Below are 23,261 nucleotides of genomic sequence, written 5' to 3'. Positions count from 1 at the left end.
ACTCTGAGGTCTGCGAGCCGGGGTTGCACGCTCAGCCGCCGAGGGCTCGCAGCTCGAGACGCGGACCGGGGCGCTCGACGCGCCAGATGGCCGTGGCCGCGAAATCGAGCTCGGTCGGCAGGCGTGCTTCGCCACCGGATGCCCCGAGCGCCGGATCGATGGTCCACAGCGACCGGCCTGTGGACAGTGGACTCAACTTGGGAGCGAGCTCCCCGCGGCCCTGACCCCGCTCGATGAGAAGGGCTGAGCCCTCATCCACCAGCAGCGAGGGCACGTCGTCTGTCGGATCGCGGTCCACCAGCAACACGTGGGTCACGCCCAGACCCCGCAGGACCTCGTCGAACCCATCGCCCAGGCCCATCGCGGCCTGGGCCACGCGCGAGCCCCGATGGCGCTCGTCGAATTCGAACAGGTCACCCACCGGCACCACGCCGATCCCGGGGCCGCCGATGGAATCGAGGTCGACGTCGTACTCGGCGCTGGCCTCGAGCAGCTCCAACCTGTGTGCCTCACGGCTCCCGAGTGGACGCAGGCCAGCCAGCAGCTCGAGGCTGGCGCGATTCATGGGAACCTGCGGTCCGTAGCGATCGATGGCGACCACGGTTCCCGCCGGCAGGTCGCCGAGGGGCGCGAGGGCCAAGGTGCGGGTGTCCTCCTGGCGCAGGACGTGGACCAGGCGCAGGGCCTGGATCAACGGCACCGCCAAGAGCAGGAGCAGCAGAGCACGCCCGGTGTTGCCGCTGCGCACCAGGCGCTCGCCGGCCAGCCCGGCCGGGTAGGCGAGCAGCACCGACATGGGCAGCATGTAGCGCACGTGGTCGTTCTGATTGGTCCCGAAGAAGGCGAACCAGAACAGGCCCATGCCCACGGCGGGCCAGAGGACCCGACGACGAACCGAGAGCGCGATGCCCGCGACCCCCAGCAGCACTAGCACCGGGTCGTAGCCCACCAGAGCTCTCGAGAGGTGCTCCAGGGACTCCCAGCGGATGTCGAAGGCGATGCCCTGGCCGCCGAGGGTCAGGTCGACGCCTCCGCTCGACTCGGCCGACTCGCCGGCCTCGGCGATCCCGGCCACCTGCCCCGCATCGGTCGCTCCGTGCACTAGACGGTACGGATAGCCGAGGAGTAGCCCGACCAAGGCGAAGGCACCCACCGCGACGAGACCGTGCCCCAGTCGCCGGCGCAGGCTCGCGCCGCCCGTGAAGCCGTGGGGACCCGCGAACCATGCGATGCCCGCCACCAACAACAGCGGCAGGCCGGCCTGGTGAGTGGCGACCGCGAGTCCCCCGGCCGCGCCGCACAGCAGCAGGTCGCGCAGGGCGCCGCCGCGTACGTAGCGCGCCGCGGGCCAGATCGACAGGGCCAAGAACGACATCATCGGCCCCCAGGGTCGCTCCTGAACGGAGAAGTGCAGATGCAGGAGACCTGTGGCCACCAGCCAGGCGGCGATCCAGGCGCCGCTTCGCAGACCGGCGACGCGCGCGCCGCGGTAGACCAGCCAGGGAGCCAGGGCACTGAGCGCGGCGAGCACCAAGCGTGCTGTCAAATGCACGTCCTCGGGATGCTCCAACACGCGGTTCGCGAACTCGCCGGAGCCGCTCCACTCACCGGTCGCGCGCCCCACCGCGTACTGGGCCGCGTAGACCGGCAGCAGGGTGTAGGGCAGCAGGTACGGATAGGTCGAGTAGCGACCCACCGGCGGAAACGGGTCCTTGTCCTTGGCCATGCCCAGGGCGCAGCGCACCACGTGGGTGTCCGGCACGTGGTTCTGGGGCAGGCCGTGGCCGATCGGCAGCCAGCGCAGACTCAGTGGTAGGACCAGCAGCAGGAACAGACCCGCCAGCCGGCCGACACCTGTGGACGACCAGCCGCTCATCCGTCGCTACCTTCGATGTTGCGGCCTTCCACGGTGCTGCCTTCGTTGGCGCCCGGCGCCGCGGGACCCACCGCGCCGCCGCCACTCTCGGGACCCTCCGGGAAGGTCGCGCGGGCCACGACACCCTCGATCGCCTCCAACAAATCGCCGAGCATCGGCGCGGAGATCACGACGATCCAGGGCTCGGGCCACTGGGGCGAAGTGGCGTAGCTGCCGCCGTCTGCGCGGTCGCCGCCAATGGCGATCGAACGCTCGGTCTCGCTCCCTCCCTCGCCCGCGATCACCGCAGCGATCTCGAGCAGGGGTGGCGCGAGGCCGGCCGTCGACAGGTCGTCGACCTCGGCCAGGCCTGAATGGAACAGGCTCCCAATACCCGACAGCAGCCGATCCAAGGGGACCTGCGGGGCTTCGCCGACCTCCGTCGACCAGCGGCCCTCGGGGCCGCGCCGGAACTCGAGCTGCCGCTGGCCGGCAAAGCGCAGGCGCAGGGCCAGGACCGCGGCCGTGGGGACGTCGATGGTCCGCGTACGCATCCACGACTCGGCGGAGGTCGAGACTCGCGGGACCAGGGGCGCGCGGTACACCGCCTGCTCGCCCTCGCGGGTCAGGTGCATGCCGGTGGACGCCCCCGGGCCCCGAGGCAGGTCGCTGCCCTGCAGGTAGCTCGCCAGGTGTCGCCCGCCGATGTCGTCGACGACGACACGCGGTCCAGCGGCCGCGCCGAGGCCGAAGACCTCGGGCTCACTCGGCGTGCGGGCCACCAGGGTCGCGTCGGTCTGCTGCTCGAGCGCGGCGATGAGTTCTTCCACCAGCCAGGTGTCGGCGGGAAAGCCGTCCCAAGCGGGAAGCACCCAACTGCCCTCGCGACGCTCGATTCGCAAGGACTCGCCCGCGTCGTTGCCGACGGTGATGGCTTGGGCAGTCTCGAGACTCAGGTCGGGGAACAGGCGCTCACCGATCGCGCGAGTCGCCGGGACCGGGCGGGTCGCGAGGTCCAGGGCCACCAGGGCGACCAGGGCCACGAGGGCCAGCAAGTTGGCTCGGCTGAGCATCAGGCTCCGCCCCCTTCGCCGACGGTCCGACCGAGTGCGGTCAAGCGCAGGCGCCGACGCAGGGCGGCCGCGAGGGCGAGCACGAGGGCGGCCGCGGCCGAGCCGCCTACCGTCGCGCCGACGTGCAGGCGGCGCCGCCTGTCGGCCCGCTCGATGGCCGAGCTCTCGTTGGCGTTGGGTCCCTGCGCTTCGGAACGCCCGACGTTGCCGCGGACACTCGAGAGGCCCGCCGCGCGGAACTCCTCGGCCACGAAGTCGGTGATCGAGCGATCGCGCGGGAGCTTCGAGCGCAGCGCCAGGAGCTCTGGCGCGGCCCCGAGCCAGTCGACGATGTTCTCGAGGAAGAGCTGCGACACGGGATCCACGCGCAGGTCTCGCCCGCGGGCAGCCAGGAAGTCCGCGTCCCCGACCACCACCACGCGCGAGTCGCCCTCGCCTGAGAGCACCGGTGCGGCGTTTGCGCCAGTGCCCGCTTCGCCCACGCGATCCTCGCCCGTGAAGGCGTCCCGGGCCGGGGGTCGGCCCAGGTCCGCGAAGGCCGAGGGCAGGGGGCCGGTCAGCGCCACGATCACGGGGTAGCTGGCCTCGCCGCCCGCGGCGAGGAAGTTCGTGTCCCGCAGGCGAATGCTGTCGTTGTCGAGCTCCATCTCGGGCTCGAGCGGGACCAGGAAGGTGCGATCGGAGGTGTGCGCCAGCTCGATCCGCTCGGCCCCCGGCGGTGCTTCGCCCGGCTCGATCGGATGGGCCCAGGTCAGCGCCAAGCCCGGCAACCGCGCGGTGCTCGGGTGCGAGCTATCCAGCCCCTCGGGCAGGATGTTGATCCACATGGGATTGGGCACGCGAACGTAGTTCACGACCTCGCCCGTGTTCGGGTTGACCTCGCCAATCTGCATGGCGCGGTGGCCGAGCTGGTCCCAAAGGTGCGCGCGGCTGACGAACACGCCCCAGGACTCGAGGACGTCCTCCAGTCCCGAGTCGATCGCCTCGAACCTGCGCTCTGCGATGTTGCCGGCGCTGCGATCGACCAACGCCAACAGGGCGCCGCCGCGCTGGACGAATTGGTCGACCTCGAAGGCCGCGCGCGGGTGCAGGTCCACCGGGCGCACGAGGATCAGCACGTCGACATCGGGCACGGGCCGACCCTCCGCCAGGCCGCCCACCGGCATGATCTCCACGCGCCGCGCGAGCAGGTCGCGGGCCACCGAGAAGTCCTGGGGGTCGTCGCCCCCCACATACCAGCCGACCCGCATGGGCCGGGGCTGCATCAGTGCGTGCAGGCTCGAGAGCAGGACGTACTCCAAGGCGTCGGGGTACAGCCGCGGCAGGACCCGTTCGCCGCCGCGATAGCGCAGCACCCCGCCCATGAAGACCTCCTGGGCGATCAGCACACCGCTGCCGCCGCGGGCGATGTTCTCGTAGGGGATGCCGTAGTCGAGGGCCTCGAGCCTCGCCTGGCTGGAGCTGGCCGGGTCGCGCAGGATCACCTGGAGCTGGCCGCCGGAGCGCTCCTCGAGCTCGGACAACTGCTCCATCAGCCGCGTGCGCGCCAGTTGCCCCGCGCCGTTCTCGATCTCGGCCGTGACGAACATCTCGAGCTGGGCCACGTCCTCGAGGCGCCCGAGGATCAAGTCGGTCGCCGGCGAGAAGCTGAGCATCCCGTCCTCGGACAGATCCGCGCGCAGGCGCAGGTGACGCTCGGCCAGGCGGGCTCCGACGATGAACAGGGCCAGGGCCAGCACGGCGCCGATCAGCGCCTGGCCGCGCAGCCAACGGGGCGTGGGTGCCTTGTTCGCGCCGAGGCTCATCGCGATCGCCGCCCTTCCACCGCCAGGTAGGTCACGCGCAGGGCGGCCGCTGTGAGCAGCGCGAAGTAGACCCCGTCGCGCAGGTCGAGCAGGCCCACCGCGGCGCCGTCGAGGTAGTGCGCGGCCGGGCTGAACAGGTGGGCCAGGGCGGCGGCGGGCGCCGGAAGGTTGCCGATCGCCAGGCCCAGGGCCCACAGGGCGCCCAAGGTCAGGGAGCCGATCAAGAAGGCCTCGAGCTGCTCGCGAGCGAGGGCCGAAACCAGGTGTCCGATCGAGAGGCACGCGCCACCCAGGACGATCGCGCCGGCGATCCCGGTCAGCGTCGCGCCCCAATCGAGGTCGCCGAGGCTCGCGACCACCAGGGCCAGGGGCGCGATGGCGACCACGATCAAGAGCGCCAAGAGGGCCCAGCCGGCCAGGAACTTGGCGATCACCGCCTCGCCCGAGCGGATCGGCCAGGCCAAGAGCAGCTCCTCGGTGCCGCTGCGGCGCTCCTCGGCCCAGGCGCTCATGGCCAGGGCGGGCGCCAGGCCCACGAGCAGCGGGGGGATCCAGGCAAAGGCCACTGCGAGGCTCGCCGTGCCGCCGGCCCAGAAGGGCGGCAGTTGCAGCTGGCCGATGGGATATCCGACCACGAAGAAGAGTCCGTGCAGCGCCGCCACGAACGCCGCGGTGGCGATCCAGGCGGTCGGTGATTCGAGGGCCGCGGCGAGCTCGCGGCGGGCTACGGCGAGGATCGGCGTCATCGCTGGTCCACCACCCGCGCGGTCGAGCGTTGGAAGACTGAGGCCAGGGTCTCGGTGCGGCGGGTCAGCTCCACCAGGGCCCAGCCCTTCGACGCAATGGCGGCCGAAACGCGCTCGGAGGTGCGCGAGTCACCGTCGATCGCCAGTTCGAAGGCCACACAGGCGTCGACGACGTCTCGGGGCACACCGACTCTGGCAACGCCAACCACGCCAGCCAGGAGTTCGTGCGCCGCACCGGCAGGTGCGCGTAGCACCACCTGCAGGCTCTGGGACTGGGACGCACCGATCGCCTCGAGGCTGTCGTCGGCCACCAAGCGCCCCCCAGCCAGGATCAGCACCCGGCTGCAAACCTCCTCGACCTCGGGCAGCACGTGGGTAGAGAGCAGCACAGTCTTGGTCTGCCCCAACTCCGCGATCAGCGCCCGCAGGCGCGCCACTTCATTGGGGTCGAGTCCGCTCGTGGGCTCGTCGAGCACCAACACCGCCGGGTCGGAGAGCAGCGCCTGGGCCAGACCGACGCGCTGGCGATAGCCCTTGGAGAGCTCGTCGATACGCCGGCGGAGGGTGCCCTCCAGGCTGCACTGTCCGTGAACCCGGGCGATGGCCGCACGCCGCTCGCGCCGCGCCAGGCCGTGAACCTGGCCGACGAACTCGAGGTAGTCCCCCACCCGCATGCGCCGGTACAGGGGCGTGTGCTCGGGCAGGTAGCCGACCTGACGCCGGGCCTGGAGGGGCTCGCGCAGGACATCGCGACCGGCGACGTTCACCTGTCCCTCGTCCGGCCGCAGGACCCCGGTCAGGATCCGCATCGTGGTCGACTTGCCGGCGCCGTTGGGCCCCAAGAAGCCCACGACCTCACCGGCCTCGATTTCGAAATCGACACCAGCGAGGGCCCGGTGGGCGCCATAGCTCTTCGTCAGTCCGGATACGCGGATCATCGACCGTTCAGCAGTCGGGAGATCTAGAGGGGCTCGCGGGGAAGGTTGCGGTTCGGAATCCGCGCGATCGAGACCAGGTCACGCTTCCGGGTCGACGTCGAAGCGCGCCAGGAAGTCGTCGTTGCGCTCGATGTCGTCGAGCTTGGTCACCAAGAGCTCCATGGCCTCGATGAAGTTCATCCGCGCCAGGACCCTGCGCAGGGTCGTGATCCGCCGCAGCCGGACCGCCGAGTGGAGCTTCTCTTCCTTGCGGGTGCCCGAGCGCTCGATGTCGATGGCCGGATAGATGCGCCGGTCGGCGAGCTTGCGCGAGAGCACCAGCTCCATGTTGCCGGTGCCCTTGAACTCCTCGAAGATGACCCGGTCCATCTGGCTGCCGGTCTCGATCAGGGTCGTGCCCAGGATCGTGAGGCTGCCGGCGGTCTCGGTGTTGCGGGCCGAACCGAAGAACTGCTTGGGACGTTCCATCGCGCGGCTGTCGAGACCACCCGACATGGTCTTGCCGCTGTTGCCCTGGACGTTGTTGTAGGCCCGCGCCATGCGAGTGATCGAGTCGAGCAGCAGGATCACGTCCTCGCCCAGCTCCACCAGCCGCTGACAGCGTTTCCAGACCACCTCACACAGCTCCACGTGCCGCTTGGGCAGCTCGTCGTTGGTGCTGACGTAGACCTCGCCCTTGGTGGAGCGACTCCACTCCGTGGCCTCCTCGGGGCGCTCGTCGACCAGGAGCACGATCAGGTGCACGTCCGGGTAGAAGTCCTCGATGGCCTTGGCGAACTTCCGCATCAAGGTCGTCTTGCCGCTACGCGGCGGCGCAACGATCAGACCCCGGGATCCACGCCCGACGGGACAGATCATGTCCATCACGCGCATGCAGGTGTCCTTGGTGAAGTCACCGACCGCGTAGTGGAAGTCCGGATCGATCGACGTCAGCGACTTGAAGGGCCGCAGAGTCATCGACTCGGCCGGGGGGCGACCGTCGATCTCGAGCACCTCGTAGAGGTCGAACTGGTGCTTGCCGTAGCCCGCGCCGTACTTGCCCTTGACGAGGCAGCCGTCGCGCAGCTTGTACTTCTCGATCGTGCGCGGGGCCACGTGCACGTCCGTCTTGTTGTCGGGCAGGTAGTAGTTCTTCTTCTGCCGCAACTTCCCGTGGTTGCCCTTGTCGGTCACCAACAGGCCCTCGCACTCGCCGATCGCCTGGCCAGGCTTGGGGCCGCCGTGCTTCAGCGCGGACGAATCCTGCCCGCCGTGCTTGTGGTCCTGCCCGCCGTGCTTGTGGGCAGTGTGAGGCTTCTGCGAGCCGTGATGCTTCGGGCCACCCTTGTGCTTGCCGTACGCCTGCTTGCCGCCTTGGCCCTGTCCCTGGCGGTGACCCTGGGCCCCCTTGCCCTGGCCACCCTGCTGCGCCCCGCTCGGGCGTTCGTCGTCACCGCGCCCACCGCCCCGATTTCGGCGCCGACGGCGCCGCGAGCGACCGCCGGGGCCCCCACTCGAATCGCCGTCGGCCAACCTGGCCTCACCACCCCGGTCGTCGTCGTTCGCGACACGGGGCGCACCCTGGTCATGGGTCTCGCCTGCTTCGCCGCCTTCGCCCCCGCGCGAGCGTCGATTGCGACCGCCGCGACGTCCACTCCCCCGACGGGCATCGGGTCGCCGATAGTCGCGCCCTTCCCCGCCCTCGCTCGCTGTGTCCGCACTCGAGGACACCTCGGCCGACTTCGCGACTGGCCTCGCAGCCGGCTTGTCCGCCGCCTCCTCAACCGCCTTCGGTGTCGACTTGGATTTGGATCGCGCGGGCCGTTCGGCCTTCGCCGGCGAAGCATCGCCCCCTGCCGGTGAATCTGCGGCTCCACCCGCCACCTTGGGCTTGCGGGTCGCCTTCTTCTTCCCGACGGCCTTGCGCCGAGGCTTCGCGCCGGGCTTGGGCGGCTCGAGGGCCCCGAAGGGCACGGTCTCCGAGTTGGAGTCCGAAGTGCTGTTGCTTGAGGTCACGCTGGGGGTCCGTTCACGACGCCACCCTCGCGGCGGCATCCCGAGCGACCGATGAGATCGGTCGCGAATTCCGGCCCGTGAGGTCGCATCGGCGACCACCAGGCACGGGCTTGTCTCTTGTTTGAGTCGTTCTGATGACGCCCCGAGGGGCGACTCGGCTCGGGTCCGTGGCTGCGGCGGCGAGTCCCCTTCAGCGCAATCGAGGCTCGAAGGAGCCCTCGAATGGCGTGGGAGAGGCCAACCGCGTTCGGATCGGTTGCGGCTCCCTGACGGGCGCTCTTGCAGGCACAAACGCCGCAGGTCACCCGGTCAGCCGCAGTCAGTTCGCCCGGGTGAACCCGAGCGGTGTTTCTCAGAGGGCCGCTGACGACCATCGGGTCGGACTCAGCGGGCCGGATTCAAGGGTTCAGAAGGGTCTCGTCGTCGAGCCACTCTCTGGTCACGTCCCCGCTCGGCACTTGCCGCCGGTGGGCGAGCCCGGCGCTCGGGGCGATGGTCTACCCGCTTCTCGATCGCGTTCGGTGGGAGACGACCCTGGAAGGGCCGCGATGAACAGGCCACTCGGCCGGCTCCTCGAGGAGTCTCCGTGGCCCCCCCGCGTGCAGGCATCGAGAGGCCTTGCAGGCTTCGAGTTCACGCTGCTCGAGTTCACGTCGCGCGTCGAGAATAGTCAACTTCCGGGCGAAGCTGACCGTCCGACTCGACTCCGTTTCGAGCGGCCGTCAGCGGAATCACTCGGCTGGGTCCGTCAGCTCAGGCAGCCCAAGGGATGCCGCGGCATCGGCCGCGGGTCGAACACTTGGCCCGACTTCGACTCCTTGCCTGACTGCCCTGCCCGCCCGTGCCTGTCCGCCCATCATCGCGAGACCGGCATTCCGGCGCGCTCGGGCAGCTCGAGGTCCTTGTGGTCCGAACCAGGGAGGGTCCGCCAGGGCCTCGGGAAGTGTCGTGGTCGGGGTGAGAGGATTTGAACCTCCGACCTCTGCGTCCCGAACGCAGCGCTCTACCAAGCTGAGCCACACCCCGATTGGGACACGGAACAATAGCAGCGGAGGGGCCGCAGTCAAGGCCGGTGATCCTCCCATCGTTCCGCGGGGGCAGATAGTCGTTCCGCGGGGGCAGATAGTCACTCGATGCCCCGGCTCCGGGGGTCCCGCCCCCAGGGATCCAGTCCCGAGCGTCCTCGCCCCTCCAGACTGCTCGACAGCCGCATCCGGGCGTGAACCGAACGGCCCGAGCTCGGTCGTGGACGCGGGCCGTAGCGCCGAGCGCCTCCGGGGCAAGCCCGGAGACACGCCATCACTTGCCCAGGTCCACGAAGGTTCCGCCGCTCTCCGCTGCCAGGCGCTCCATGAAGGTCTTGCGGAAGTGACCCAACGCGAAGGTGTGGATCACGATCTTGCGCAGCTCGTTGGCCTCGCGCACTTCACGCAGGATGTCGTCGGGGTCCACGAACTCCCCCACGGACGGGTCGCCGTCGGAGAGGAAGAAGATGGTGTCGACCTCGAGGGCGTACTCGTCGGCCTTGAGGCGCCTGCCGCGCTCGTCCATCACGCCCAGGGCATACATCATCGCCAGGTGTGAGTTGGTCTTGCCCGCCTCGAGGTTGGCCGAACCCGTGAGTCCGACAGCCGCCAGGTCTTGGTCCTCGTTGCCGCCGATCGTCTCGAGCCCGTCGAGCCAGTCGATCGCCGCTCGCTTCTGCAGGACGTTGGCCTTGACCGGCTTGCTGCGCCAAGGATCAACCTCGGAGGCGAAGGCCACCACGTTGAACTCGACGTAGTCCGCCAGGCCCTCGACGGCCCGCTGCAGCTCGCGTCGCACCACGTCCATCCGCGACCAGGAGCGGTAGTCCTCGGCCTTGAAGCGCTCTCTATCGGTGACCAAGTTGTCCATCGAACCCGACACGTCCAGGACGAACAGGATGCGACGGCTGGGCGTACTGACGCCGTGGTAGCTGACTTCCTCGATCGGCGCGTACTGGGCCGAATCGCGGGCACGAGCCTCTTCAGCGGCTGCGAGCTCTTCGACCGTAGGCAGCTCGAAGCGGGCCTCGACGGCCCCCCACCAGCTCTTCCACAGCTCCAGGCGCGCGCCGAACCCACGCCCGGTCAGGCCCTCGAGCGTCGCGCCAATGTCCGCGCGCAGCCGCCCCTCTTCGAGCGCCATGCGCTCGATGAGCGGCGTGACGGAGCGCTTCTCACGCACCTTGCCCAGGGCCGCCACGGCACTCGCTCGTTCCTGCCAGTCCGGGACTGCGAGGGCCGCCAGGGCCTGGTCCACCGTCTCGGGCGCCTTCAGGGCCGCCAAGCCATCGATGGCGGCGCAACGCACGGCCAACTCGTCGTCGCCCCGGGCCTTGATGAGGGCCACCACCACGCCCTCCCCGCCAACCGCGGTGAGGGTCTGCAGGGCGCGGAAACGGACTTGCCAATCGCGCTCCTTGACCAGGTCGAACAGGGCTTCGCGACCCTCCTCGCCGGGCTCCTGGCCGCTGGCCGTCAGCACCCGCAGCCAGGCGATCTGCTCGGGTGCCTTCTTGGCGCCGACCAAGGCGCCGACCACCGCCTGGACCGACGCCGGGTCGCGCAGGGCCGCGAGGATGTCCATCGCCGCCCGGGCAACCTCCGGATCGTCGTCGGTGATGACGGGCGCCAGAGCCCCGACCACATCGGGCTCGTCGATCCCGGTCAATGCCAGGACCGCCTCGATGCGCTCCGAGCGCTCCTTGAACTTCTTGAACAGCTTCTTGAAGTCGCTGACGGTCTCGTCGGCGTTCGCGGACAGGGCCACGACGCAGATCAAGAGCGGCGCGAGCAGGACTCGACCCCAGTTCATGCCCACAGGCTAACGCCCCAGGGTGTCCCGGTTTCGCGTTCGAACCGCGATCGCCGGGAATCGGGCCCCAGGGGGCCGCGCCCCAGAGAATCAGCGGCGCGGTGGGGCCAAGAACGCGCCTCCGGAGCGCTGCCCGAGCAGTTGGACGTTGGCGCCCTCGAGGGTGATCCGTCCGCCCGTGTCGGTGATCAGGGTTACCCGCGCCCCGTCCCGGGACAGCAATCGCCCCTGGATCCAGCCGCCGGGCGTCTGGACCCGGACGCGCTCACCGGGCTGGCTCGAGTCGCCGTCAGCCGCCGCGCCGGCCACATCGGGCAGGCGCTGCACCAACTCGACCTGTGAGGCCTCGAAAGTGATGCGACCCAGGTGGGTGGACAGCGAGACCTCGCCGCCGCCAATGGAGTAGAGGTCGCCCTCGAAGATCTCGCCCAGGTCGGTGGTCAGGCGCACGGGGCCCACGTGAGGCGTGAGTCGATTGCGACGTCCGTCGACGCCGCGGGGCGGCAGGACGTTGCCGAGCCAGATGTCCTCGAGGTCCTCCTGCTGCATGATCCGCAGGCCGGACATGTCCTCGGGGATGTTGAGTTGCTCGAGGATGCTGAGCTCGGCGGTGCGGCTCTCGCGATCGAGTTCGGCCGCGTCGTTGACCAGGGAGCCGTCGGCATTCGCGGAGAGCTGGCCGAGCCCGGCGGGGAGGGCCCCGGTTCCGCCCGACGTGAGGGCCATGGCGGCCAGCTCCTCAGGGGAATAGGAGGGTTCGACCACTTCGTCGTCGTTGCCCACGCTCGCGGACTCCTGTCCGAAGGGGTCGCTGAAGAGCTTCGCGAAGTCGCGGTTGAAGAGGCCAAAGGTCCTCTCCGGCGCGTCGCCACCGGCGTCCATCTCGGCATCCGACCGGTCCTCGTCGACGACCGCCGCGGTCTCGGCATCCGTCGTGCGGGGGTCAGCCGGGTCCACGCTAGCGACGCGCAGTTCGGGCGTGATCAGTTCGGGCTCGCCGCCGGGATCGACGATCGCGAGGGCGGCAGTCAACACGGCGCCGGCGAGGGCTGCGCCGACGATCGCGCCGCGCGGCGGTCCGATGCGTTCGGCGGGCGCGTCGAAGTCGATGCCCAGACCATCGCGATCGAAGATCCCCTCGTCCTCGGTGACCCCGGACTCGGACTCGTCGCCGATGGCCACGGGGACAGCCGGCGCGCCCATGCCCTGGGCCTCGGGCGGACGCTCGTAGGTGCCCTCGGGGGCGTCGTCCGTGATCTCCAGGTCGTCCGCGTCGGCCTCGAGCCCGCTGGGCTCGCTGGTAGCGGTCGCGGCGGTGGTGATCCGCGGCGCGGGGTCGTCGACGTCGAGGTCCAGGTCGAGGTTGGAGCCTGCGCCATCGTCCGCCGACGGTTGCTCGTCGATCTCCGCGACCGGCTCCATGGCCTCGGGCGCTTGGACCTCTTGGGCGTCGAAGTCCGAGGCGGCGTCCGCCCCTGTGGGCCCGGGCTCCTGTTCATCGACCTCGAGGTCGAGCATCGAACGGTCGACGCCGGCATAGATGTCGGGCGCCTCGTCTTCGAGGCTCAGAGGAGCATGGTCCGCCGAAGCGGGGGCCGGATCCTCGTCCGCCACGGCTCCCGTCAGGTCCAGGAAGTCCCCTCCCCCGCCGGGTGCCCGATTGGAGGCCTGGCCGGGTGTCACCACCCTGGCCCCCTCCGCCGGCCGGTTGACCGACGGGGACGCAGGGGCGTCACCGCCCGCGTTGCCGGGGTTGAGGTCGAGCTCGAGGTGGTCTTCACGGGGTTCGCCCGCGTCTTGATCGCGATTCATGGGGTCAGGGCCGACCATGGTTTCGTGGGTCGGGAGTTGCTCCTGGAGCCGCGCGCGCTGCGGGGGGGAGCCTGCTCGCCGCTCCGGTATCGGCCGCGGGGCCACTCGGACCGGAGTCCAACGCGGACTTGTCGCGCGAGTTCCCACCCCCCAAGCTCTGCCCCGTGGACGGCGGCCAGGCGGCGGGAGAGCGTTTCGGACGCGCGACGGAGGCGATGATGCCCCAGACGCGGGTGGCTCGAATGCACCTCCTGCGGCACGGGGCCGTGCGGGACCTGGAGCGCAGGGTGGTCCGCGGACAGCTCGACACCGGCCTGTCCGAGGAGGGCGAGCGGCAACAATCGGCCCTGGTGGACTGGTTCGCGGCCTGCGAAGGACCGATCGACCGCATCGTCTCGAGCGACCTCCCGCGCTGCCGCTCCATGGCCCTGGCCCTGGGAGCGCGCACCGGGATCCAGCCCGGTTTCCGCGAGTCCCTGCGGGAGCAGTCCATGGGCGCCTGGCAGGGCCGCACCTGGGAGGAGATCAGCGCCGAGGACTGCCCGCGGGTCACGGCTTACTGGGACGACTACGCGGGCACCCGCCCGCCCGGGGGCGAGTCGCTGCGCGACCTGGCGGATCGCGTGGGCGCCTGGTGGGATGCGGAGCGGGAGCAGTTGCTGGACAGCCGCACTGCGGTGGTCACTCACGTGGGAGTCATCCGCGTGTTGCTCGCCACCCTGCTCGGCAGTCCCCTGGATCAGTGCCTGCGCTTCGCCCCGGCCACCGGCAGCCACACCCGACTGCTTTGGAGCGAGCCGGGCTGCGTGCTCGAGAGCCTCGGGGAACGACCCTGGCTGGAGCCTCGCCCTTGAGGCCGCGCATCGCCCTCTCGGGCTCGGCCGGCGTGGGCAAGACGACCCTCGGGCGTCGCCTCGCGCAGGAGCTGGGGCTGCCCTTCATCGAAGAGGGCATGCGTCGCAGGCTCGAGGGCGGCTTGCGGTTGCACGAGTTCGGGCCAGGCGACTACGAGGACCTGATCGAGGAGTTGTGGGACGAGCAATACGAACAGCAGGTGGCCTGTGCCGCGACCGGCTTCGTCGCCGACCGCTCGCCCTACGACTTCGCGGCGTTCTGGCTGCACTACGGCTTCATGGCCGACCGCGAACGCACCGAACGCACGATGGCGCGCCTGCTCGAGCAAGGCCGGGAGTACGACCACGTGCTCCTGTTGCCCTGGGGCGCGATTCCGCTGGAGAACGACGGCGTGCGCTCGACCGATCGTTGGACCCAACTGCGCTTCCAGTCGATCGTCGAGGGCCTGTTGGAACGCTTTGCTCCCGCCGGGCAGGTCTGTCGAGCGGAGTCGACAGGTGACGCTCGGGCGCGCCTGACATGGGCCCGCGCGATCGTCGGAGGCTGAACGTCGCGCGCGAGTTCGCGACGGCGCAGGGGCGCCGTGGGTCCTAACGCGAGCGCAGGACCCGGTGGGATCCCTGGCGCATCGTCACGCCGATGCCGTCCAGGTACTCGAGCAGCGGGATGACCCACTTGCGCGTCGTGTCGAGCCGCTCGCGGAGCTTGGGGATATCGAGCGAACCGTTGGCGGCGCAGTTCTCCTTGACTGCGGTCACGGCCGCGTCGAAGGCCCCGCGATCGAAGTAGAACTCCGGACCCACGCGCACGGCGCGGCCCTCGTCCACCAGCCGGTCAAGCAACGCGGTGGTGCGAGCTGCGTCGCCGCCGAGCTCGTCGGGCGCGGGAGGCCGGTGGGCCCCCGCGCGTAGCTTCGAGTGGACCGCCTCCAGCTCCGCGCCCAGCCCCGCGGGGTCCGCCGGACGGACGGCGTCGAAGCGCCAGGCTCCCGCGCCGCGATGCTCCGCTCGCCCCACCTGCGCCGCGCGCTCGAGCAGCGGCTCGAGCTCGCCCTTGGCCCAACCCGTCCGCGCGCGCAGGTCGCCCGCCCCCACATCCAGACGCAGGGGGTGGTCGGCGTAGAAGCCCTTGGCATGGATCTCGAGCTGGGCGAGGGCGTCTTCCACCGCGCCGACGGCGGCGAAACGGTCGGCACGCCCGAGCGCGAGCACCAAGCCCTGTTCGCGCAACTCTTCCACCAGCACCTGAACTTCAGCCCGCGGCTGCTGGAGCTCGGCAGCCAGTTCTTCGAGTGACGCGGCCTTGGGTCCGCGCCGCTCCATGACGGCGAGCGCTCGCGCGGCAGGTGAGTCGAGGGACTTCTCGGCCGAGGCCAGCTGCGAGAGCACTTCGGGCCGGTCGCGCTTGAGGCGGTGCTCGGTCGACTCGAGCACGACCCCGCCGCCCAGGGTTCGCTCGGGACTCAGCAGCCGCAGCACGAACCGATCCCCCGCCGCCGCCACGATCGGCTCGGACAGCCGCACCTGGGCCAGAACCTCGGCCCCCGGTCTCAGCTCGCTCGCATCGAGCAGCACGAGCTCGCCATGGGGATCGGCCGTGCCGGTGTGGAAGCGCACCAAGGTGCGGTCCTTGATCGGTCTGGGTAGGTCGCGCAGGGCGCGGATCCGCACGGCGAACATGTCCGCGGCGCGGAAGTAGCCCGGCGTCGCCACGACGTCGCCGCGCCGCACGCTGCCGTGTTCGATGTCCGACAGGTTGAGCGCACTCGAATGCCCGGCGCGCACCCGCGCGGCCGTCTGCCCGTAGGCCTGGGTCCCGCGGACCTTGCTGCGCCTGCCCAGGGGCAGGACCTCGACCTCGTCACCTGGCTCGACGGTCCCGCTGACCGGGATGCCCGTGGTCACCGTCCCGAAGCCCTTGGCGCTGAACACGCGCTGCACGGGCATGCGGAAGACGCCCCCAGCCGAGCGTGTCGGTGCCTCGAGGCACAGCGCGGTCAGGGCCTCGCGAAACTCCTCCAAACCGGCGCCCGTCACGCCCGAGACCGGCATCACGGGCGCATCGGCGAGGAAGGTCCCGGCCAAGAACTCGCCCACCTCTTCGGCCGCCATCTCGGCCAGCTCCGGGTCCACTGCGTCGATCTTGGTGAGCGCCACCAAGCCCCGCTCCAGCCCCAGCATCTCCATGATCGCCAGGTGCTCGCGAGTCTGGGGCATGACCCCGTCGTCCGCCGCCACCACCAGCACCACCAGGTCCACCCCGGTCGCACCCGCCACCATGTTGCGAACGAAACGCTCGTGCCCCGGCACGTCGACGATGCCCACCCGCCTCCCGTCGGCCAGGGCAAAGTTGGCAAAGCCGAGATCGATGGTGAGCCCCCGCTCGCGCTCCTCCTTGAGCCGATCGGGATCGATCCCGGTCAGGGCCCGGACCAGGGTCGACTTGCCGTGATCGATGTGACCGGCGGTGCCGACGACGACAGGCTGAATCTCCACGGGGCGAATCCTAGTGGACGCCGCGCGGGAGTTCTCGGATCGAGGTGTTACCGCGGAGCGATTCCTGCGGTCCAGAGGGTGGCTGGGCGGGGGTTGGTGGGCCCGGCAGGGGGCGGGAGCGGGGCCAAGCGGGAGCGGGGCCAAGCGTGACGGAGACGGAGACGGAGACGGAACAGGCCCCCCGAAGCTGTGCTCCGAGGGGCCTGGTTGCGGACCGACGGTCCTCGATCTCAGAAGCGGAAGGGCAGGCGAATGAACTCCAGCGAAAGCAGCGGGCTGGCTGAGTTCCCCGAGGGCCCGAGGTCGAAGGTGACCTCGAACTGCACGAACTCGATGGGCGCGGGCATGCCGGGGTCGTTGAACTTGGACACGTCGCTCGTCCACGGGACCAGCGGGTTGTCGAGGCGCGGAAGGCCGCCAGAGTCGGCAGCCAAGCCCTGGAAGCGGATCATGATCGACGCTGGCGCGGCAAGCACATCCTGGAGCCCGTCATTACGCACACGGAAGTAGCGCGGCACCAACTCGAAGCTCGTGCCCCGGCCCCCGAAGGACGACAGCGGTCCGCCGCTCTGGTCCAGGTGCAGCGTCAGGTTCGAGTCGCTCGCATCGAAGTCGGCACTGGCCACCGTGAACGAGAGCTCGGTGAAGCCCGAGACGAGCTCCAGTTCGAACTGCCGCAGCAACTGCGGGTTGCGCAGATAGACGTCCTTCGAGAAGGGCCCGCTGGCGTCCGTGAGGAGTGCTGTCGCGTCGACCACGACCGTCCGGGCGACCGGGTCCACGCTGAGTGGCTGACCCGAGAGGATGCTCGGGAGACTGGCGACCTGGTCAAGCAGGGTCTGCACTTGACCGGCGTCAGGCGCGGCGGAATCCGCGACGGTCCCGTCGAAGTCGAACAGGGGCTGGAGCGCGGCCGACAGGGGGTTGTCGATCCCAGCCCCGAGGGCGATCGGAATCGACCGCGCGCGGGAGCGTTGGGAGAATGACGGGTACAGCTGCCAGGCATTCGGCGCGCTGATGCCAGCGATGGCCGCCGCCACGTCGCCTCCGGGCGAAGGCAGGATCACATGGCCGGCGCCGGACTGGGGATCGAACTCGGCGAAGTCGGGCAGGTGAACCTGGATCACCCCCGCGCCGCCGTCGCCTCCGGAACTCTGGGCCACGTCCGGCGGGTCGTTGTCACCATCGCCCTTGCCGATGCCACCCTGACCACCGATGGCCTCGAGCACGACTCCCGTCGTGGCGGACAGGTCCAGGCGCCCGAGCGCCTGCAGGATCAGGTGCCCGCCCGACCCTCCGCCGCCGGCACCGCCGACTTGATTGGTGCCGGAAGTAGACTCACCCTCGGCGCCGTCGCCGCCGTTTGCGACCAACTGGGCCTGGGCGCCGAGGACGATGTCGCCGAGAACCTGCAGCTGTAGTTGTCCGCCTCCACTGCCGCCACCGGCGGCGCGCTTGTTGTCGGAAGGCACGAGCGTCGGCGGCGGCCAGGAAGACGCCTTGATCGAGTCACCACCGCCGCCGCCACCGGCGCCGGCCCAGGGTTGGGGCAGCTCCCCGATCACGATCAGGTCGTCAGCGGGGTCCGCCGGGTCTCCGGGCTCGTAGAGCAGCCCCCAGAAGTCGTTCGACGGATCGCCGTCCACGAAGACCGAAGGCCCGTTGGCCCCTGGCTGGGGCGGCATCAGTCCGGTCAGGGCCCCGGTGGCCGAGGGCGCGCCCGGCCCCCCGATGAGCGCGTTGAAGTGGTCGTCCGGAGGAGTCGACGAGTCGGCCGCGAATCGTCCCCCGCCTCCGCCGCCGCCACGATTGGACTCGAAGCTGTTGCTGGGCGAGTAGCCCGCCTCTCCGCCCGAGCCGCCCTTTCCGGGGACCTGGAAGGCTCCGAAACCCGCCCCACCGGACGGACTGGGAGCCGCCGTCAGGGGGGAACCCGAGCCCCCCCGGCCACTGCCCGCCACCGTTCCAGCGCCCGGACTGGGGATGTTCGGCGAGAACGGCTGGCTCACCGGCAGCGCATCGAGTCCGCTGACGTCGATCCGTCCGAGGATCTCGACGTTGCCGGAGGCCAGGATCTTCGCCGGATTGGGTCCGATCACACGCAGGGTCGCGCCCTCGCCGATGCGGAGGTTGCGGACGTTCACGACGCCGTCGACGACGTTCTGCACCGCGGTGGGGACGAAGCCTGGACCACCCACAATCGTGGACGAGTCGGTCGAGAGGACCTGGACCGTCCCGTCGGGAACCTGCCAGTCGAAGTCGCCCCCCGGACCTCCGGTGCCCTCGAAGCTGACTGCAGCCGTGAGCAGGCCATCGGCCCAAACAGCTGCCGGGATCAGCGGGTCGGGCGGGCCCTCGAAGGACGACGCTTGAGCTCCCCCTACGTTGAAGGACTCGAAGATCTCGTCGGCCAGGTCGCCCGGGGGCGTGAAGGCCGGATCGCTCGGATCGATGGTCCGTAGCAGGGCGAAGTTCGCGGACGGGGAGCGGGTCCCTTCACCGGTCAAGTCCTCGAAGCCGGCACCGATTCGGACGCGTAGGTCCGTGGCGGGCGGCAACACGCCAAGGGGCTTCAACGCGACGACCGCGCCACCCTCGACGCAGTTCGAGAGGAGCTGAGCCTCGGTCGGGATGGAATCCCATTGGCCACCTCCTGTCGACCGCTCGATGCCGACCATGCTCGGCGCCAGGTTCCCTGCCGAGGGCGAGATCGGCTGGTCGAACCGCAGCAACACGCTCACCTGCGCGGCGAGGTCGCTGAAGAAGTTGAGCGGCACGTCGACGATCGAGATGGCCTGGCCGGCCAGGTCGAGCTCGAAGGGCTGTTCCACACCGGCGACGAGCAGCGCGGTCACCGGCCCAGCGGTCCCACCTGGCCCTCCGACGAGGGGTGCGGGTGGCCCAGCTTGCGTGTCGAAGAAGACCTCGGTTGGGCTCGTCCCGAGGGGGGTCTGGAACGAGACCGAGGTCGTCGCGCCGAGGCTCTGGCCGTCGACCGATTGGATCGTCGTGGGACCGGACTTCAAACCGAAGGCCGTGATCTGGTAGGACACGCCGCCCGGCATCAAGCCGTAGCCGAGCGGTTCGCCGCTGCCAGGGCAGAAGGGCTGGAAGCGGACCCTGCTGGGCCGGCTCGGATCAACCGAGAAGGTGCCGAGGGCCGAGAGCCCGGAAGTGGTCTTGATCGAGAGCGTGTTCGAATTGACCGTCGCGAGATCGATCGGTGCCGAGAAGTCGAAGTCGATCGGACGGTTGATCTGCCAGGTGGCGCCCTTGGGTACGGATATGTCCGTCAATTTCAAGGAGCCCGTGACGGCAATCGAGACCGTCGTCGAATCGCTGCCGACTTCGTTGGATGCGGTCACCGTGTAGAGCTGCGGAAGGCTGCCCTCGAGGGCGGCGCCTGTGATCGCCCCGGCGCTGAACTCGAGACCGGCCGGCAGCTCCGGTTCGATCGCCCAGTCAGCTACGTAGCCCTGCACGCTCGGAAGGTTGGGCTCGATCACCGCGCCGAAGTCGTAGACCGCCGGGTCGGTGGAGTACCCGAGCAGTTGGGGCGCCGCGCCGTCGACACTGACCTTCAGTGCCGTCGAAGTGGAACCCGCCGCATTGACGGCGACGACCAGGTGGTTCTTGGGCCCTTGGATCTTCGTCGGCGTGCCGACGATGTTGCCGTTGGTCGAGTCGAGGAAGAGCCCCTCGGGGAGCGGGTAGAACCCGAACTGGGGCAGGGGCGCGATGCCCCACGACTCCACGTAGCCATCCACCGCCGGCACGTTGGGCGCCACGGGCTGGCCCAACTGGTAGGTCACCGGGTTCGCGGCGTAGACGATGTTCGTCGGCGGTCCGTAGGCGACGCTGTCGAAGCTGAGGACAGCCAGGTTCGTCAGGCTGAAGCTCGTGGGCTCGATCAGGCCGCGCCGGGTCAGTGCCTGCAGCGGGAGCTCGACGCCGAGTAGCTCCGGGCCCGCGGGGACGGGAAAGCTCAACTGGCTCGGGGCCAGGTTGGGCGCCAGACCCGACGCCAGCAACACCAGCGGTCCGGCGGGATCCAGCAGCAGGCCGTAGGCGATCTCGGGCCCGAGGGAGAGGGGCTCGTCGAGGCTGGCCATGGCGAAGGCCAGGTCGTAGGTGCCCGCGTCACCGATGGCGATCTCGATCGAGGCGGTCCCTCCCAACCCCGTGTTGCTGGCGGTCAGAGTCGGCCACATCTGAGCTGCGCCAGACGCGACGACGGTGCCACCGGGCGCGCTGACAACCACGTCAGCAAAGCCGGGATCCGAGGGGGCTGGAAGCACGTGCAGGCTATTGGAACCCGCTTGAGTCACGGTCGCGGGCTGACCGCCGATCGTCACGGTCGTCTCGGGACCGAAGCCCGAGCCAGTGACGACAATCGTCTGCGGCGTCGCCGCAAGAGTCGGCTCGACCGAGGTGACGGTCGGCCCCTGGCCCAGGGCGGGCGGGCAGACCAACAGAACCAGGACGGGCGGGACCCAACGACTCGGCGAGAGATGCATGGCAGGCCTTCAGCGGCAGGAAAGCGCACCTGGACTCCAGGGGCGGCGACGAGGCAGGGGCAGTGGAGTTGACAGTCGAAGTCCGAGAGGCTGCGCCGGACAACACGTGGCCGGCGTCCGATGGCAGGCATGGTCATCGATTGGTGGCCGCTAGGGGGGGGTCTGGACGGGTCCTCGATGAGCCTGGGCGACCACTCGATTTAGCCCCGGCTTCCGCGCGGGTATCAGCGTCGAGATTGGGTGTAACCGGCGCTGGAAATGGCGGTCCACAAGGGTGGCTGGGCGGGGGTTGGTGGGCCTGGACTACACTGCGCCGCCGCCGCCCCGCCTCGACCGGGCCCCATTCGACCGGGCCCCATTCGACCGGGCCCTATCTTCGACCGGGCCCTATCTTCGACCGGGCCCTATCTTCGACCGGGCCCTATCTTCGACCGGGCCCTATCTTCGACCGGGTCATGTCAGCCGCACCGATGCACGCCGACCTCCGCTTCCGCCCCCTGCGCCCCTACCTGATCGAGCGCTTCGGGCACCCGATCCACCGGGTCGCGCTCGACGCGGGCTCGACCTGTCCCAATCGGGACGGGACCAAGGGCTACGGCGGCTGCGTCTACTGCGACGTCGAGGGGTCCGGGACCGGCGCCCTGCGCACGGGCAGCGAACTGGCCCAGCAGCTCAGCGATGGCATCCGGCGCGTGGTGCGGCGCGACCCCGAGTTCGGGGTGATCGCCTACTTCCAGAGCTACTCCAACACCTACGTCGAGCCCCAGCGGCTGGATCAGGTCCTGAGCATTGTCGAAGCGCGGCTCGAGGACGGGATCGAAGTCGTCGCCGTGTCGACGCGACCCGACACCCTGCCGGAGTGGGCCGTCGACCGTCTGCGTCGGCTCGCCGAGCGGGTGTCCGTGTGGGTCGAGTTGGGGCTCGAGGTTGCCGACGACGGAATCCTCGAACGAATCAAGCGCTTTCACACGGTCGAGGAGTTCGAACAGGCCGTAGAGCGTTGCCACGCGGCGGGCCTCGAGGTCGTCGGGCACGCGATCCTCGGGTTGCCCGGGGACGGTCGTGACGGCGCTCGGCGGTCGGCGGAGGTGCTGGCCCGCAGCAAGTGCGCCGGGGTCAAGGTCCACAACCTGATGGTGTTGCGGCGGACCGTGCTCGAGCGTTGGTGGCGCGACGGGGAGGTCGAGATCCTGGAGCCCGAGACCTACGTGTCCTGGCTCGCCGACTTCGTCGAACGACTGGGGCCCGACCAGGTGCTGCACCGCATCACCGGCGACGCCCCGCTCGAGGAGCGCCTCGCTCCGCGCTGGGACCTTCACAAGAGCGCCGTGCGGGACCTACTGAACGCCGAACTCGCGGCGCGGGGCACTCGGCAGGGATCGCTCCACCCGACCCTACCGGGGGTCGAACGCGGCGGGCGGTGACGAAACACCCGCGCGCGGACGATCGGCTCGCGGATAGTCACCAGGAACGCAGCGCCCCGCCCGAGCCCACTTTGCGCTGCCGACGCGACTACGCCCGGAACGACTGCGCACACCTGGCGCCCCGCTGCGGTCTCACTCCCAGGTGTAGAGGATGCGCTGGCAGTTCGGGCACTGCACCAGCTCGCGTCCCCGCGTGAGCTTGACCGCGACGTTGGCCGGCACGCCCATGAAGCAGCCCTGGCACACTCGAGACTCGAGAGCGGCCAGGGCCATGCCCTCGCGCGCCTCGAGCATCCGCTCGTAGGTGGTCAGCACGTCCGGAGGCACACCGTCGCCCATGGCGACCTTGCGGCGCGCGTCGAGTCCCTCGCGCTTCTGCTCGGCGACTGCGATCTCGGCCTCCACGTTGGCCGCGAGCACGGCGAAGGCCGCCTCCTCCTCGTCGACCTGGGCCTGGATCGCGTCGCGCTCGGCCTGCAACGCGTCGCTGCGCTCGATCAGCTTCAGGCCCTCGTCGTCGGCCTCGGCGTTCTCCCGTTTGAGCGATCGGATCTCGTGGGAGTAGGCCGCGAGCAGGGCCTGGTCCGCGGTGTTCCCGGCCTCGCGCTCCAGCTTCATCATGCGCTGGCGGTTGGCCTTGGTCATGTCCTCCACTTCCTTCACCTGCAAGCTCAGCTTGAAGATGTCGGCGTCGATCTCCTTCATCCGCTGCAAGCGCGCGTCGATCACCGCCCGACGCTTGTCACGCTCGGCAGGAAGGCGCTTCAGCTCACCCTTCACGCGAAAGAGGTCCTCGTCGATTTCCTGGAGGTCGCGGAGGGTTCGCATGACGTCCTTCATGGGGGGGGCGGGCTGGGTCGGGTTTCTGGGCGACGCTGGTTCGAGGGAGACGGGGCGTCTCGCGGAAG

The 23,261-nt window shown here is 70.1% G+C and carries 14 protein-coding genes and 1 tRNA gene; 3 read left to right on the top strand and 12 right to left on the bottom strand.

Going from position 1 to position 23,261, the window contains the following annotated elements; genetic code table 11:
* Nucleotides 1-31 precede the first annotated feature (31 nt).
* The 9 genes from Pla133_RS10285 to Pla133_RS10245 all read right to left on the bottom strand — a co-directional run bounded on the left by Pla133_RS10285 (nucleotide 32) and on the right by Pla133_RS10245 (nucleotide 13,062).
* Nucleotides 32-1,876, bottom strand: coding sequence for a glycosyltransferase family 39 protein (locus Pla133_RS10285; protein ID WP_145064838.1), 1,845 nt, complete (start codon nucleotides 1,874-1,876; stop codon nucleotides 32-34).
* Complete coding sequence (locus tag Pla133_RS10280) at nucleotides 1,873-2,928, bottom strand: DUF4340 domain-containing protein (RefSeq protein WP_145064836.1); 1,056 nt, start codon at nucleotides 2,926-2,928, stop codon at nucleotides 1,873-1,875. Before Pla133_RS10280 ends, Pla133_RS10285 begins: the two co-directional genes overlap by 4 nt.
* Entirely contained in the window at nucleotides 2,928-4,733 is a 1,806-nt protein-coding gene (locus tag Pla133_RS10275; protein WP_145064834.1) for a GldG family protein, read from the bottom strand. The genes Pla133_RS10280 and Pla133_RS10275 overlap by 1 nt, the downstream gene beginning before the upstream one ends.
* Nucleotides 4,730-5,479: an ABC transporter permease gene (locus tag Pla133_RS10270; RefSeq protein ID WP_145064832.1), complete on the bottom strand. Its 750-nt coding sequence runs from the start codon at nucleotides 5,477-5,479 to the stop codon at nucleotides 4,730-4,732. The genes Pla133_RS10275 and Pla133_RS10270 overlap by 4 nt, the downstream gene beginning before the upstream one ends.
* Entirely contained in the window at nucleotides 5,476-6,417 is a 942-nt protein-coding gene (locus Pla133_RS10265) for an ATP-binding cassette domain-containing protein (protein ID WP_145064830.1), read from the bottom strand. The genes Pla133_RS10270 and Pla133_RS10265 overlap by 4 nt, the downstream gene beginning before the upstream one ends.
* 78 nt (nucleotides 6,418-6,495) lie before the next feature.
* Entirely contained in the window at nucleotides 6,496-7,929 is a 1,434-nt protein-coding gene (gene rho, locus Pla133_RS10260; RefSeq protein WP_419192336.1) for a transcription termination factor Rho, read from the bottom strand.
* 1,432 nt (nucleotides 7,930-9,361) lie between these two features.
* Nucleotides 9,362-9,438: transfer RNA gene (locus tag Pla133_RS10255), tRNA-Pro, on the bottom strand.
* A 273-nt stretch (nucleotides 9,439-9,711) separates the two neighbouring features.
* The gene (locus Pla133_RS10250) at nucleotides 9,712-11,250 is read right to left on the bottom strand and encodes a HEAT repeat domain-containing protein (RefSeq protein WP_145064826.1); all 1,539 of its coding nucleotides are present in this window, start codon (nucleotides 11,248-11,250) and stop codon (nucleotides 9,712-9,714) included.
* Between the two features lie 90 nt (nucleotides 11,251-11,340).
* Nucleotides 11,341-13,062, bottom strand: a complete 1,722-nt coding sequence (locus Pla133_RS10245; protein ID WP_145064824.1) for a hypothetical protein — start codon at nucleotides 13,060-13,062, stop codon at nucleotides 11,341-11,343.
* Between the two features lie 164 nt (nucleotides 13,063-13,226).
* Here Pla133_RS10245 and Pla133_RS10240 point away from each other — a divergent pair, with 164 nt between their 5' ends.
* Together Pla133_RS10240 and Pla133_RS10235 are read left to right on the top strand one after the other, a co-directional pair.
* Nucleotides 13,227-13,916, top strand: a complete 690-nt coding sequence (locus tag Pla133_RS10240) for a histidine phosphatase family protein (RefSeq protein ID WP_145064822.1) — start codon at nucleotides 13,227-13,229, stop codon at nucleotides 13,914-13,916.
* On the top strand, nucleotides 13,913-14,464 hold the full coding sequence (locus Pla133_RS10235) for an ATP/GTP-binding protein (RefSeq protein ID WP_419192335.1): 552 nt from the start codon (nucleotides 13,913-13,915) through the stop codon (nucleotides 14,462-14,464). Before Pla133_RS10240 ends, Pla133_RS10235 begins: the two co-directional genes overlap by 4 nt.
* A 43-nt stretch (nucleotides 14,465-14,507) precedes the next feature.
* On the opposite strand, the gene selB is transcribed toward Pla133_RS10235, so the two are convergent.
* Both selB and Pla133_RS26155 read right to left on the bottom strand, forming a co-directional pair.
* The gene (selB, locus tag Pla133_RS10230; RefSeq protein WP_419192334.1) at nucleotides 14,508-16,412 is read right to left on the bottom strand and encodes a selenocysteine-specific translation elongation factor; all 1,905 of its coding nucleotides are present in this window, start codon (nucleotides 16,410-16,412) and stop codon (nucleotides 14,508-14,510) included.
* A 230-nt stretch (nucleotides 16,413-16,642) separates the two neighbouring features.
* Nucleotides 16,643-20,929, bottom strand: coding sequence for an IPT/TIG domain-containing protein (locus Pla133_RS26155; RefSeq protein WP_419192333.1), 4,287 nt, complete (start codon nucleotides 20,927-20,929; stop codon nucleotides 16,643-16,645).
* 470 nt (nucleotides 20,930-21,399) lie between these two features.
* On the opposite strand from Pla133_RS26155, the gene mnmL reads away from it, so the two are divergent.
* Nucleotides 21,400-22,353 (top strand): tRNA modification radical SAM protein MnmL/YtqA, encoded by a 954-nt coding sequence (mnmL, locus tag Pla133_RS10225; protein ID WP_419192332.1) that lies wholly within the window; start codon nucleotides 21,400-21,402, stop codon nucleotides 22,351-22,353.
* Between the two features lie 132 nt (nucleotides 22,354-22,485).
* Here the strand turns inward: mnmL and Pla133_RS10220 are convergent, their stop codons facing one another.
* Nucleotides 22,486-23,181, bottom strand: a complete 696-nt coding sequence (locus Pla133_RS10220) for a zinc ribbon domain-containing protein (protein WP_419192331.1) — start codon at nucleotides 23,179-23,181, stop codon at nucleotides 22,486-22,488.
* Nucleotides 23,182-23,261: the final 80 nt, after the last annotated feature.

Origin of the sequence: Engelhardtia mirabilis (assembly GCF_007748095.1) — a bacterium.
Lineage (GTDB): Bacteria > Planctomycetota > UBA1135 > UBA1135.
This window is presented reverse-complemented; position numbering and strand designations above follow the sequence as displayed.